Annotated in this window: 13 protein-coding genes and 1 tRNA gene; 6 read left to right on the top strand and 8 right to left on the bottom strand. The window is 62.1% G+C overall.

The window, feature by feature from the left end; translation table 11 throughout:
- Positions 1 to 39 precede the first annotated feature (39 nt).
- The gene (locus SJY40_RS06015; RefSeq protein WP_378943817.1) at positions 40 to 339 is read right to left on the bottom strand and encodes a DUF4870 family protein; all 300 of its coding nucleotides are present in this window, start codon (positions 337 to 339) and stop codon (positions 40 to 42) included.
- Positions 340 to 350: 11 nt separating this feature from the next.
- A complete protein-coding gene (locus SJY40_RS06010) occupies positions 351 to 812 on the bottom strand; it encodes a type II toxin-antitoxin system RatA family toxin (RefSeq protein ID WP_378943815.1) in 462 nt (153 codons plus the stop codon).
- 70 nt (positions 813 to 882) lie between these two features.
- Between SJY40_RS06010 and SJY40_RS06005 the strand changes: the two genes are divergently transcribed.
- Positions 883 to 1,068 (top strand): hypothetical protein, encoded by a 186-nt coding sequence (locus SJY40_RS06005; protein ID WP_378943813.1) that lies wholly within the window; start codon positions 883 to 885, stop codon positions 1,066 to 1,068.
- Between the two features lie 133 nt (positions 1,069 to 1,201).
- On the opposite strand, the gene SJY40_RS06000 is transcribed toward SJY40_RS06005, so the two are convergent.
- Positions 1,202 to 2,035: a neutral zinc metallopeptidase gene (locus SJY40_RS06000; protein WP_378943811.1), complete on the bottom strand. Its 834-nt coding sequence runs from the start codon at positions 2,033 to 2,035 to the stop codon at positions 1,202 to 1,204.
- A gap of 157 nt (positions 2,036 to 2,192) precedes the next feature.
- On the opposite strand from SJY40_RS06000, the gene SJY40_RS05995 reads away from it, so the two are divergent.
- The 4 genes from SJY40_RS05995 (at position 2,193) to SJY40_RS05980 (ending at position 7,255) form a co-directional block, all read left to right on the top strand.
- A complete protein-coding gene (locus tag SJY40_RS05995; RefSeq protein WP_378943809.1) occupies positions 2,193 to 2,771 on the top strand; it encodes a YqaA family protein in 579 nt (192 codons plus the stop codon).
- Positions 2,768 to 3,244 (top strand): disulfide bond formation protein B, encoded by a 477-nt coding sequence (locus SJY40_RS05990; protein WP_378943807.1) that lies wholly within the window; start codon positions 2,768 to 2,770, stop codon positions 3,242 to 3,244. The genes SJY40_RS05995 and SJY40_RS05990 overlap by 4 nt, the downstream gene beginning before the upstream one ends.
- 94 nt (positions 3,245 to 3,338) lie before the next feature.
- On the top strand, positions 3,339 to 6,110 hold the full coding sequence (gene gyrA / locus SJY40_RS05985; RefSeq protein WP_378943805.1) for a DNA gyrase subunit A: 2,772 nt from the start codon (positions 3,339 to 3,341) through the stop codon (positions 6,108 to 6,110).
- A 50-nt stretch (positions 6,111 to 6,160) separates the two neighbouring features.
- On the top strand, positions 6,161 to 7,255 hold the full coding sequence (locus SJY40_RS05980; protein ID WP_378943803.1) for an AI-2E family transporter: 1,095 nt from the start codon (positions 6,161 to 6,163) through the stop codon (positions 7,253 to 7,255).
- A 68-nt stretch (positions 7,256 to 7,323) separates the two neighbouring features.
- Here the strand turns inward: SJY40_RS05980 and SJY40_RS05975 are convergent, their stop codons facing one another.
- The 4 genes from SJY40_RS05975 to SJY40_RS05960 all read right to left on the bottom strand — a co-directional run bounded on the left by SJY40_RS05975 (position 7,324) and on the right by SJY40_RS05960 (position 12,873).
- Positions 7,324 to 9,774, bottom strand: coding sequence for a DUF3772 domain-containing protein (locus SJY40_RS05975; protein ID WP_378943801.1), 2,451 nt, complete (start codon positions 9,772 to 9,774; stop codon positions 7,324 to 7,326).
- Positions 9,775 to 9,782: 8 nt separating this feature from the next.
- A complete protein-coding gene (locus SJY40_RS05970) occupies positions 9,783 to 10,814 on the bottom strand; it encodes a cysteine synthase A (protein ID WP_378943799.1) in 1,032 nt (343 codons plus the stop codon).
- A gap of 107 nt (positions 10,815 to 10,921) precedes the next feature.
- Positions 10,922 to 12,001 carry an NUDIX domain-containing protein gene (locus SJY40_RS05965; RefSeq protein WP_378943797.1) on the bottom strand — a complete coding sequence of 360 codons (1,080 nt, stop codon included), beginning with the start codon at positions 11,999 to 12,001 and terminating at the stop codon, positions 10,922 to 10,924.
- A complete protein-coding gene (locus tag SJY40_RS05960; RefSeq protein ID WP_378943795.1) occupies positions 11,998 to 12,873 on the bottom strand; it encodes a hypothetical protein in 876 nt (291 codons plus the stop codon). Before SJY40_RS05960 ends, SJY40_RS05965 begins: the two co-directional genes overlap by 4 nt.
- 108 nt (positions 12,874 to 12,981) lie before the next feature.
- On the opposite strand from SJY40_RS05960, the gene SJY40_RS05955 reads away from it, so the two are divergent.
- Positions 12,982 to 13,071: transfer RNA gene (locus tag SJY40_RS05955), tRNA-Ser, on the top strand.
- Positions 13,072 to 13,182: 111 nt separating this feature from the next.
- Here the strand turns inward: SJY40_RS05955 and SJY40_RS05950 are convergent.
- The gene (locus SJY40_RS05950) at positions 13,183 to 13,692 is read right to left on the bottom strand and encodes a superoxide dismutase family protein (RefSeq protein WP_378943793.1); all 510 of its coding nucleotides are present in this window, start codon (positions 13,690 to 13,692) and stop codon (positions 13,183 to 13,185) included.
- Positions 13,693 to 13,764 lie beyond the last annotated feature (72 nt).

The raw sequence follows: 13,764 nt of genomic DNA, 5'->3' as shown, positions 1-13,764 counted from the left end.
ATATGCCATGACGCCCCAGTATCTGCTGCCGCTGATCGGTCAACCTTCATTCGCCAGCAGAAAGCCTGATATCACCCGAACCAATCCCCAGACCGCCAGAAACGCCCAGATCAGGAAGCCGATGCCGATCATCATGGTGATCATCGCGATCAAACCGATCAGAAGGCTGATCCAGAATGTCCTGATCTGGAAGCGAAGATGGCTATCCAGCACGGAATTCTGCCCGCGCGACATATAAGCATAGACGACACCGGCCAATGTCGTCAGCGCCACCAAATAGCCCACTGCAAAAAGACCATAGACGACTTTCGCGGGCATCAGATCATTCTGGGGCGTCATCAGCCTACTTCTCAGGAATACAGTTTGCGGGCGCGGTCTTCGAATGCGCGGACGATCCGCGACATGGCTTCGTTAAAGACGACGCCGATCAGCCGCTGCAGGATCATGTTCTTGAATTCGAAATCGACGAAGAACTCGACATGGCAGCCGCCTTCGGGACGATCCTTGAAGGTCCAGCCGCTGCGCATGTATTTGAACGGGCCGTCCAGATATTCCGTGTCGATTTTCAGAACGCCGTTCTCATCTTCGGGCCACAACACGACGCGGCTGCCAAACCGCTCGCGGAAGACTTTGAAGCTGATGACCAGATCGGCGGCAATCTCTTGTGCGCCATCATCGCGGGTCGTGGTGTTGCGGATACGGGCCGCGCTGTTCCACGGCAGAAACTGCGGATAGCTTTCGATGTCGGCCACCAGATCGTACATCTGGCGGGCGGTATAAGGCAGATCTCGGGTATCGTGATGTTTCGGCAAGGTATGGCTCTTGAGTTTCGTCGCGGCGTCTGTTTCGATTCCGATCAGGCATTAACAGGCAGGGCCCGCGATGAACAACATGATCTGGCTGATGCGTGCCACAAAATGGGCCCGCAAGCCACCAAGCGCAAAGATGGTCAAGCTGGTCTTTGCCATCATCGCGGCAGGTCTAGCCATGCTGCTGCTGGAAAAATTGGGAATGTGGCCCGAATGGGCCACATTGGATCAGCGTCGCGGAATGCGTATCCCGCGTTAGTCCTTGCGGATGGCCACCGGCTGCTGGCGCGGGGCACCCAGTTGCAGGGTGATCGCGAAGGCGGTCAGCAGACCCATGGCCATGAAGATCATCGTCATCCCGTATTCCTTTTATCCAGCTAACATCAACCTAATCACAGATCCGTGGCACGGAAAGTGTCACATTGTCCCATATCGCCACTTTCGAAGCCGCGCTGCAGCCATGTCTGGCGCTGCTGGGCCGAACCGTGGGTAAAACTGTCGGGCATCGGGTTCCGCCCGGCATTGGACTGGATGACATCGTCACCCACGGCCTCGGCTGCCTGCATCGCCTCTTGCATGTCCCCAACTTCCAGCGTGCCAAATCGTTCCTGAGCCTGACGCGCCCAGATCCCTGCGTAACAATCGGCCTGCAGTTCGGTCATCACGGATAGGCGGTTCGAATCCGCCTCGGAAACGCGACCACGTTCCTGGTTCACCGCGCCAAGCGTGCCGGTCAGGTTCTGGACGTGGTGGCCGACCTCATGCGCGATGACATAAGCGGCGGCGAAATCACCGCCCGCACCCATGCGGTTCGCCATCTGGTCGAAGAAATCGGTGTCCAGATAGACCTTCTGATCGCCGGGGCAATAGAACGGTCCCATGGCCGAGGATGCACCGCCGCAGGCCGACTGGATGGCGCCGCTGAACATCACCAGCTTGGGTTCGACATAGGCGACGTCGGCCTGATCGCGCAGGACGGGGGTCCAGACTTCTTCGGTATCGGCCAGAACGACCGAGACGAACTGGCCCATCTGTTCGTCCCGCTCGCTCAGTTCGGTCTGCTGGGTGCCACCATCCATACCCTGCACCAAGGGCGAGACATCGATGCCGAAGAAATAGCCGACAGCCAACACGACCAGCGTCCCCGCGATGCCGATGCCGCCTGCCCGGCCCATGCCGCGCCGATCCTCGATGTTGCTGCTGCCCCGCCGCCCGCGCCATTTCATGTGATGTCTTCCCTGTGCTGGGTGTTGTTTGGCAGCCAACGCGCCCGGCCGCATCGGGTTTCACGCAAGCATCACAGCCCTGCGACCCCACCGCAAGATGCTTGACCTTTGCGGCCTTCGGGGGGAAGGACAGGCAAGACAGGGAAAAGGGAACGCGATGCTGCGCAGGCTTTACGACTGGACGATGGGTTTGGCCGCACACCGGCGTGCTTCGACATGGCTGTTCGCGATCAGCTTCATCGAAAGCAGCGTCTTTCCCATTCCGCCCGATGTGCTGATGATCCCGATGGTTCTGGCACGCCGCGCGCGGGCATGGGCCATTGCCGCCATCGCCACCTGCGGGTCGGTTCTGGGGGCGCTGCTGGGATATTGGATCGGCGCCGCCCTGATGGAGTCCGTCGGCCAATGGGTCCTGACGATGTACGGCAAAGAGGCCGCATACGACCATCTTGCCCAGCAATTCGCAGCCTATGGCGGGTGGGCGGTGCTGTTCGCGGCGCTGACGCCCTTCCCCTTCAAGGTCATCACCATCTTTTCGGGCGCCGTGGGCATGTCCCTGCCCCTGTTCATCCTGACCACGATCATCGGTCGTGCCGCGCGCTTCTTCGTGGTGGCGGGGCTGCTATGGCGCTTTGGCCCGCCGATCCGTGATTTCATCGAGAAACGGCTTGGCCTGGTCTTCACTATCTTCATGGTCTGCCTGATCGGCGGATTTGCAGCTCTGAGGTTCCTGTGACTGATCGCCAGCTTGCCTATGTCGCCGGTGCGGGTTCGGCCGCGCTGCTGATCGCCGCCCTCGGGTTTCAGGCCGCGGGTTACATGCCGTGCGAACTGTGCATCCTGCAGCGATGGCCCCATGTCGCGGCGGTGGTGATCGCCGCGCTGGTGTGGCTGACCGGCTGGACACGGGCGCTTTCCATTCTGGGGATGGTTGCCGCAGGCACGGCGATGGGCTTTGCCATCTATCACGTCGGCGTCGAGATGACGTGGTGGAAGGGCCCCGCCCATTGTTCCGGCGGCGTCGCCGATTTCGCCCGCATGTCGGCCAGCGACCTGATGACCAAGCTGCAAGGTACCCCCGTGACCCGCTGCGACGAGGTCGCCTGGCGCTTCCTTGGGGTGTCGATGGCCGGCTGGAACGCGATCTGTTCGGCGATCCTTGCGATCATCTGGGGCATGGCTGCGCGAAAGGCAGGAAACAGGGGCTGAACCGGTGTTTTCCTGACCCTTGAAGCGGGGGCGCGATTGCCCCTTGCACCGGCCTCGGCTATACCAAAGATCGACAAGATGTTGAGGAATACCCGTGGCCGACACCCCAGAAGACGATCTGCCCCAATCCCCCGAGAATGGTGACGAAAACAGCACCGAGACGCGCGTGGTCATGCACCATGACGGACCGGTCATCGACATCAGCGACGAGATGCGGACTTCGTATCTGGACTATGCCATGTCGGTTATCGTCAGCCGTGCGATCCCGGATCTGCGCGATGGGCTGAAGCCGGTTCACCGCCGCATCCTCTATGCGATGGACGAAAGCGGCAATACGCCCGACAAATCCTATCGCAAATCGGCCCGTCCGGTCGGTGACGTGATGGGTAAGTATCACCCGCATGGCGACAGCGCGATCTATGATGCGCTGGTCCGTCTGGCGCAGAACTTTTCGATGTCGCTGCCTCTGCTGGACGGTCAGGGCAACTTCGGCAGCATGGACGGCGACAGCGCGGCCGCCATGCGTTATACCGAAGTCCGCATGGACAAACCGGCCAGCTATCTGCTGATGGACATCGACAAGGATACCGTCGATTTTCAGGACAACTATGACGGCAAGGACCGCGAACCGACGGTTCTGCCTGCGCGTTTCCCGAACATGCTGGTCAATGGTGCGGGCGGTATCGCCGTCGGCATGGCGACCAACATCCCGCCCCACAACCTGGGCGAAGTCATCGACGCCACGCTGGAGCTGATCGAGAACCCCGATCTGCCGACCGAACGCTTGCTGGAAATCATCCCCGGACCCGACTTTCCGACCGGTGCGACGATCCTGGGCCGTTCCGGGTCGCGCAAGGCCTATCTTGAGGGTCGCGGCAGCGTCATCATCCGGTCCAAGGTTCACATCGAAGAACCCCGCAAGGACCGCTATGCCATCGTTGTGGACGAAATTCCCTATCAGGTGAACAAGGCCACGCTGATCGAAAAGATCGCCGAGCTGGCCAAGGAAAAGCGCGTCGAGGGCATTTCCAGCGTTCAGGATGAATCCGACCGTCAGGGTGTGCGCGTCGTCGTCGAACTGAAGCGCGATGCCACCCCCGAGGTCGTGCTGAACCAGCTGTTCCGTTTCACCCAGTTGCAGACCAGCTTTGGCTGCAACATGCTGGCGCTGAACGGCGGCAAGCCCGAACAGTTGAAGCTGCGCGATTTTCTAACTTATTTCATCAGCTTCCGCGAAGAAGTTGTCGCGCGCCGCACCGCCTATGAATTGCGCAAGGCCCGCGAACGCAGCCATGTGCTGTGCGGTCTGGCCGTTGCGGTCAGCAATGTCGATGAAGTCGTCGCCACCATCCGTTCGTCCGCCGATGCCGCAGAAGCGCGCACCCGACTGATGGAACGTCGCTGGCCTGCCCATGACATCGTCGAATATCTGCGCTTGATCGACGATCCGCTGCATCCGGTGAATGAAGACGGGACCTACAACCTGTCGGAAACGCAGGCACGCGCCATTCTGGACCTGCGCCTGCAGCGTCTGACGCAGATCGGTGTCAAGGAAGTTACCGACGAACTGCAATCTCTGGCCGAAGCCATCCGTGATTTCCTGGCGATCCTGGCATCGCGCGAACGCATCATGGAGATCATCAGCGACGAGCTGCGCGAAATCCGCGGCCTGTTCGCCGTTCCCCGTCGCACCGAGATCGTCGAATGGTCCGGCGACATGATGGACGAGGACCTGATCGAGCGTGAGGACATGGTCGTGACCATCACCTCGGGCGGCTATATCAAGCGCACCGCGCTGGCCGAATTCCGTGCGCAGCGCCGCGGCGGCAAGGGTCTGTCGGGCATGGCCACCAAGGAAGACGACGTGGTCACCACCCTGTTCGTCGCCAACACCCATACCGAACTGCTGTTCTTCACCACGGACGGCATGGTCTATCGTCTGAAAACCTGGCGTCTGCCGCTTGGCGGCCGCACGTCCAAGGGCAAGGCCATCGTCAACATCCTGCCGATCGACGCGGGTGTTTCCATCGCGGCACTGCTGCCGATGGACGCCCCCGAGACCGAGTGGGAGAATTATCAGGTGGTCTTCGCCACCGATCAGGGCGACGTGCGCCGCAACGCGCTGTCTGACTTCACCAACATCATGCGTAACGGCAAGATTGCGATGAAGCTGCCCGAAGGCGTGACGCTGATCGGGGCGCGTCTGGCGACCGAACAGGATGACGTGATGATGTTCACATCGTCGGGTCGTGCCATCCGCTTCCCGACCACGGCGGTGCGTGTCTTCCAAAGCCGCGCCTCGACCGGGGTGCGCGGCATCCGGCTTGGCAAGGATGACAGCGTGGTCAGCATGTCCGTCATCCGTCACTTCGATGCCGATCCTGCCGAACGGGTGGCCTATCTGAAGATGCGCCGCGCGGTTGCAGGTGCGCTGGATGACGGCGCCGAGGCGGATGAGGACGAGGAAACCGTCGCCGAGGGCAGCATCACCCAGGAACGCTATGCCCAGATGTCGGCGGCCGAGGATCTGATTTTGACCATCACCGCGAATGGTGCGGGCAAGATCAGCTCCAGCCACGATTATCCGGTGCGCGGTCGCGGGGGCCAAGGCGTGATGGCCATGGACCGTGCGATGCGCGGCGGCGCCATCGTCGCCAGCTTCCCGGTGGAAGTCGATGACCAGATCATGCTGGCCACGTTGACAGGCCAGTCGATCCGCGTGCCGGTCGAGGGTATCAGCTTCCGGTCGCGTTCCGCCGGCGGTGTCCGCGTCTTCAACACCAGCAGCGGAGAGATCGTCGTCTCGGTCGCCCGCATCGCCGAACAGGCCGACGCCGAAGCGCTGCCCGAAGAAGATCAGGACTGAACACAACCCGCCCGCCCCTGACCGGGGCGGGCTTTTCCGAACCAGCGGGGATGCCCTTGGATCAATCGAACGACTCGGTCTTGCGCGAACGTCTTCAAACCGGCTTTCTGGGGATCATCGCGTTTTCCCTGTTGCTGTTCATGTTGGTGCAGGCGCGCTTTATCCTCATCTCGCTGGCGATCGCGATCATCCTGTTTTCGCTGACCTCCGATGCAATCCACGCCATCTCGACCCGTCTGAAGGTGCCGAACTGGCTGGCAACGACGCTGGCGCTGATTGGGATCGCGCTTGGGCTTCTGTGGATTTCGACGACCATCGTGGCGCAGGTCAATGAAATCGTCTTCCTGTCGATCAGCTATGCCGAACGTGCGCAGGCCGCCATACCGGCCCTGACCGAACGGTTGGGACCCGAGGCGCAGGAACGCATCATCACGGCGCTGACGAATTTCAACATCACCGGCTGGATCAGATCGCTTGCGGGTCAGGCATCGGGCATCCTGTCGGGCAGCGTACTGGTCATCCTGTTCGTAGGCTTCATGTTCGCCGAACAGGTCTGGTTCCCCCAAAAGGTCGAGCGTTTGTCCGAGGATGCCGACCAAGCGCGGCAGGTCCGTCGGATCATCACCTCGATCATGCACCGGGTGAACCGCTATCTGGTGGTCAAAACCGCGGTCAGTCTGGTCACCGCGACGCTGGTCTGGTTGATCTTCCGCGGTTTCGGGTTGGAACTGGCAACGGCCGTGGCGATCCTGACTTTCGTCCTAAATTTCATCCCTTCGGTCGGATCCATCGTGGCGACGGTCGTCGCGGCGATTCTGGTCTTCGTGCTGACGGGCGACATGACGATGACGCTGATCGTCGGGGCATTGTGCAGCCTTGTGCAGTTCATCATCGGCAATGTCATCGATCCGATGCTGCTTGGGCAGACGCTGCGCCTGTCCAGCTTCGGCATCATCCTGTCGCTGGCCTTCTGGGGCGCGGTCTGGGGCGTGCCGGGCATGTTCCTGGCGGTGCCGATCATGGTCGCGCTGATGATCGTCTGCGCGCATATCCCGTGGTTGCGCCCCGTGGCGGTGATGCTGTCGCGTGAAGGCTTGCCGGATGATGGCACCAGCGATCGCCACGACAGCCCACGCGCTGCCTAAGAAACACGGTTCGGCCATGAAGAAAGGGCGCCCTACTCGGGGCGCCCTTCTTTCGTGAACCCGCCGCCTTAGCGGTCGCCGTCACCGGTATCCGGCAGGGCATCGCCGTCGGCAGCCTGATCGAAGGTCAGCGCGGGGTCGTGCTTTTGCGGGCTGGACGGTGCCTCGCGCACGGGTTTTTCCGCGCCGGTCAGAGCCTCGGGGTTGCGGAGCCAGATGTCGCGCTGTGCGAAGGGCACTTCGATGGACTCTTCCTCGAAGCGACGGACGACCTCATGCAGCACGTCCGAGGTCACACCCAGCCCTGCGCCGACATCGGCCAGGATCGCACGGATCTCGAAGTCCAGCGAATCCGCGCCCAAGCCCCGGAACAGAACCGACGGGGGCGGATCGATGGCGACCATGGCCTGATCCTCGATGATCTCACGCAGGATGCGTTCGACCTTGCGGGTATCGGTGCCATAGGCCACGCCGACCGGAATGATGATGCGGCCCACCTTGTTATGGCGGGTCCAGTTGGTCACCGGCTGACTGATCAGGTCGCTGTTCGGAACGATGACTTCGGTCTTGTCAAAGGTCTCGACCTGGGTCGAACGCACCGAGATGCGCTTGACAATGCCCTGTTGACCGCCCGCGCTGATCCAGTCGCCGACGCTGACGGGGCGTTCGATCAGCAGGATGATGCCGGACACAAAGTTCGACACGATGTTCTGCAGACCGAAACCGATACCGACCGAAAGCGCACCGGCGACGATGGCAAGCGAACTAAGGTCGATGCCCGCCGAGGTGATCGCCAAAACCGCGGCCAGCACGATACCCACATAGCCCAGCCCCGACACCAGCGCATTCTGCCCGCCGGGATCAAGCTTGGTCTTGGGCAGGATCGAATTGCGGAACGCGCCTTGGACCGTCCGGGTCACGAAATAGCCGATGGCAAAGACGATCAGGAAGGTGATGATCGCGCCCGGCGACAGGGTGATGCCGCCAAGGCTGACACCGGTCCGGAAGCGAACCCAATATTCGCCCAGTTCCTGCACCGAGGCACCCCAGATGACCAGAAACAGCGGCACCGAGAGGATGACCAGCGCAAAGCCGATCAGCAGAGGCGCAAGGCCGTCACGGGCACCTTCGGCACCGCGTTGCAGCATGTTGAAAACGTCAGCGATGAAGTCCTGCAACAGGATCAGCAGCGCGACCAGACCAAGCGACAGCAGCCACGGCCAGACCAGCAGGTTGCCAAAGTTGATGAAGCCTGCAGCCATCGCGATCAGCGCGATGATCGGCACCACGCGGGTCAGCTGACCGGCCCATGCCACGATCCAGTGGCGATAGGACAGGTCCTGCGTCACGGAATCGCGCGTCAGGCGGCGCAGGGTATTGCCCAGCTTGAACATCGCCAGACCGGCCAGCACCACCATCACGACGTGCCAAACGCCCGCGGCGGCTTCGCTGAACTGGACCGGCACACGGCCAGCCTGGGCCTCGCCCTGTTCATAAAGGCCCGACAGCGGCAGGACCGCGCGGGTCAGGATATGATGGATCGACATCAGCGTGGCCAATGCGGTGACCATGCGGGCGGCCGAAATGCGCGCGGCTTCGCCCATCTGCAGCGATGTATAGGCGATGGCTTCGCGTGGGAACATGGCGCGGGCCAGCCAGATGCCACCGAACAGGATGACCGCGGCCACCGGCAGCGCATCAAGGAATGGGGTCGTCCAGGGACCGGGCAGACCGGTCGCCTTGATGGCGCGGATGGCAAGATTGACCCCGACCATCGGCACGGCGATCTGACCAAGCGACACGACAAAGGCCATGACCGCCCGGCTGTAGGATGACGCACGGGCCGACAGGCGCGACGGCAGGTTGATGATCCAGCGACGCCCAAGGGTCAGCAGCAGGATCGCCGCCAGCAGATAGGCACCGGCGACGGGCAGACGGGGCCGCACGTCGGCGAAGGTTTCCGTGGCGGCTCCTTGAACCGAAACTTCGGAGGCAACGCCCTCCAACAGTTCGAAACCGTCCGAAACCGCTGCAGCCCAGCTGGTGGGCAGCAGGGGCGACGGGGTCTGGCGGGCCAGTGCCAAGGCCTGACGCTGGCGCAGAACCTCATCGATCTGCGAGATGATGGAATTGGCGCGGCTGGCAGCCTCGGTTGCGGCAAGACGCGGTGCCTGTGCGGTGGACAGCTGTTCGTTCAGTTCCTCGCGGCGGGTCGCAACATCGGCGTCTTCGGTTTCGCCTTCAGCAGGCGCCGGACCAAGGGATTCGATCTGGTTGCGCAGGGTGGCGATGCGGTCGGCGTTGACGTTCTGGCCCAGTTGCAGGCGATCGCGCCATTCGACGATGGTATCACGCGCCTGCCCAAGGGCGGCATCGGACGCCTGCGGATCAACGGAAAGCCCCTCGACCTTTTCGGCAGTCTGCTCCCATTGGTCATAGTTCAGGGTCTGCTGGGCCAGGATGGGCGTTGCCGTGGTAGCCAGAAAGGCCACCATCAGCATTGCTAGGAAATGTCTCATGTAGTGGATCAACCTTCAAAGACTTCGGGCAGGTCCGGTGCGCCGTGGGTCAACCATTCGGGAACCGGAAGGCCCTTGGCGCGCAGGAACTCGGGGTTGAACAGCTTGGTCTGGTAACGGTTCCCGTAGTCGCACAGGATGGTGACGATGGTATGGCCCGGGCCCATTTCGCGCGCCATGCGAATGGCACCGGCGATGTTGATGCCCGACGAACCGCCAAGGCACAGCCCTTCGTCCTTCAGCAGGTCAAAGACGATGGGCAGGGCCTCATCGTCTGAAATGCGCCAGCTGAAATCGGGGGTGAAGCCCTTCAGGTTGTCGGTGATGCGCCCCTGCCCGATACCTTCGGTGATCGAACTGCCGGGGCTGTCGAATTCGCCGGTGGTATAGAAGGAATGAAGCGCCGCGCCCTCGGGGTCGGCCAGGCCGATCTTGACGCCCTTGGGCTGCAGCGCATCGGCCACCCCCGCCAGCGTTCCGCCCGATCCGACCGCGCAGATGAAACCGTCGACCTTGCCGCCGGTCTGTTCCCAGATCTCGGGGCCGGTGGTTTCGACATGGGCCTGACGGTTGGCGGTATTGTCGAACTGATTGGCCCAGATGGCGCCATTGGGTTCCGATTTAGCCAGCGCTTCGGCCAGACGACCGGAATAGCGGACATAGTTGTTGGGGTTCTTATAGGGGGCTGCCGGAACCTCGACCAAGGTGGCACCTGCAAGGCGCAGCATGTCCTTTTTTTCTTGGCTTTGGGTTTCCGGGATCACGATCACCGATTTGAAGCCCATCGAGGCCCCGACCAGCGCCAGCCCGATGCCGGTGTTGCCCGCCGTGCCTTCGACGATGGTGCCGCCCGGGCGCAATTCACCGCGCGCGACGGCATCCTTGATGATGTACAGCGCCGCGCGGTCCTTGACGGACTGGCCGGGGTTCATGAATTCGGCCTTGCCGAGGATCTCGCAGCCGGTTTCGTCGCTGGCGCGGTTCAGACGGATCAACGGGGTATTGCCGATCGCGTCGGCCAGATCAGAACAGATTCGCATGGCGATCGACCTTTTTTCCGGTTGGGTTCAATATGCTGAATACCTACACATGCACGCCACCAAGGGGCAACCCCGCCCCACGGTGCCGTGACCCGCAGGAAACGACCCTAGCGCCTTGCCAGTTCCGCCTTGAACCGGTCAGCGCGGGCGTCCAGCCACAGCGACAACGTCAACAAGGGCCCATTGGTGATCTGGCCCTGATCGACCAGATCGGACAGGCGCGCACGATCCATGACATGGCTGCGAATGTCTTCGGCCTCGGTGTCCAGACCGTGCACGCCGGTAACATCGTCCGGCAGATCCGCCACGCCGATGAACTGATAAAGGAATTCGCAGACCGCGCCGGGGCTGGGATAGCAGTTGAAACAGGGCAGCAATGTCGTGATATCCAGCGCGGCTTCTTCGCGGGCTTCGCGCAGGATGGCGCTTTCGACGGTCTCGCCTGCGTCGACGCGGCCTGCAATGGGTTCCAACTGCCAAGGTTGGCGGTCGCCGCGAATATAGGGGGCAAAGCGGAACTGTTCGATGATAAGCACGCGGTCGCGCACCGGGTCCCATGGCAGCATGACAACCGCGTCGCCCATCAGAAAGCCTTCACGGGTAACGCGGGCCGAGGTTCCGCCCTGATGCAGATCATGGGTCAGGCTGCGTTCCTCGACCGCGAAATAGCCGTGGAACCGTTGATGGCGCTCCAAAGTGCGGACCGCATCCGCACTGCGCTGTGCAACGACCCCCTGCCCCGAAATCGGCATTCGGCCAGCGCGGATCCTGGTCGAGGCCCAGATGCCGATCATCGGCAACCGCCATGCCAACAGGTCGGGATCGACGTGATCGCCCGCTGCCATGATCTGGCGCGCGATTTCAGCGTTCAGGCGATCGCGATCAGTGTCTGCATGCCACGGCTGGTCAGTATCGCCCTGCCCTGCAATGCCCATCACCTGATGCCCACCGACATCGCGAATTTGCAGCCCCATCACCGCCGCATAGCGAAGCATCTGCAGCGACGGCGTCACGGCGATGCCCGGCAACCGGCCGCCGTCATCTATCCACACGGGCCAGCCGTCGCGCTGCAGACCCGCCCAAGACCCGCCATGCAGGCTGCCGGTCAGCGTGACGTCGTGTCCCCGCAGATCAAGTGCCTGCATCAGCTGGGGCTGGGCCAGCGGTCCCGTCAGAACCACCGTCATAGCTGCTGCCCCTGCAAGCGCAGACCCGCCGCCATGCCCATATCGCGTGATGTTTGCAAAAATACCGTGTCATAGGCCGCGAACATCACCCGCGCCAATTCGCGACCCGCCGGCGAGGAGGCGAAAGAGATATAGGTCTCGACCTCATCATCTCTCAATGGCGAGTAGGCCATCATTAGAAATGATTGCAGCCAGTCGCGGGTCTCTGCCTCGATCTGATCCTGCTGGGCCCATGTTTCGGCAAGCATCTGGTCCTGCGTCAGGGGCATGTCGAAACCGCCGACCGCTTCGAACCCATCCGAAAACGCCACGGATGCATTTAGCCCGCTGCTGACGTTCGGGGCGACCAGATCTGCCACATCGATCAGACGCAGGATCTGTTCGGCGCGGGAGTCATCCTGAAACTCGGCTTGCGCGAAAGCGGCGCTGGCCTGCGCCGTCACTTCGTCGCTGAGCATCGCATGACGCGCCGAGGTTTCCAGTGGCACCATCCGCCGACCCAACCCCGTTTCGTAAAAACGCAGACCCTGTTCGATCAACGCCGGATCGGCACGATCCAATGCGCGTGTCAAACCCTGCCGGAACAAGGTCTGCAATCGCATGGGGTCGTGGATGTCCCCGACCGTTGCCGCCCATGGCCGTCCCGTCCCGGCAATCATGTTGTCCGCATCCAGCCGCGCGGCCTCGGAAACGGCCTCTTGCTGGAAAATCTGCATCTGGGGTTCAATCTTCAGCACCGACCACAGATGATCGACCGTGGCGGGTTGGGTCGTCATCTGGACCTGCAGCGTTCGTTCGGGCCAAGCTGCCGACGCGTCGGGCATGGCCGGCCCCGTGGCCAATGCGGTTCCAAGCCACAAGATCGTCAGCATCACCCGCACCTTCCCAAGAAAATTCAACACTTATGCATTTTTTGGTCGAAACCCCCTTGCGCTTCAACCCCTGTCGATCTAATCCCCGCCTCACCACCCAAGAAGCGCGGAGAGGTGCCGGAGTGGTCGAACGGGGCGGTCTCGAAAACCGTTGAGCCCGAGAGGGTTCCCAGGGTTCGAATCCCTGTCTCTCCGCCACTTTTCCACAACATTTCTGTTCGGAAAAGCGCACCCTGCGGGGGCTGTGGCATCCTGTCATTCAAAGGGGCAACGCCGAAACGCCGCCCCCGTGCAGTGATGTCAAACGGGTTATTCCGCTTCTGCTAGGACAGCGCAAAGCATCCGGTCGCCCGCATCGCCCGAGGGCTGCGATTCCAGATCATCGGCCTTGGCATGCAGCATGAAGGCAGTCCCATCGTCATCGCCGATCATGTCGGCACCCAGATCGGGGATGAAATATTCCACGGTGATCGCGCCTGTCTCGGGGACATGGATGTTGGGCATGTCGCCGACATGCGGGCCGGCCTCGGACATCACGCCGTGCTCTTCGCCTTCACTGGCCAGATGCCCGCCGGCGCTTTTGAAATCGGGGCCTTCGCACAGCCCTGTTTCATGCAGATGCGCGCCATAGGTGCCCGGTTCGACATCCGTCAGATCGATCGTGACATGCATCATGGCGGACGGCGTGGGCATCGCTTCGACCGTGCCGTGTGCATTGCCCTCGGCGTCGGCCACATCGGCGGACATGGCCTGATCCTGGGCCAAAGCCGGGGTGGCGGCCAGCAGGGCGATCAGGGCAGCGCTGGAAAAACGGGTCATGGTATCATCCTGTAGGTTGTTCAGTTGCTGACGCTCAACGGCTGCTGTGCGCCGATGTTCCACAGCGTCTGT

The sequence above is a fragment of the Paracoccus sp. R86501 genome (genome assembly GCF_042466435.1).
GTDB lineage: Bacteria > Pseudomonadota > Alphaproteobacteria > Rhodobacterales > Rhodobacteraceae > Paracoccus.
This window is presented reverse-complemented; position numbering and strand designations above follow the sequence as displayed.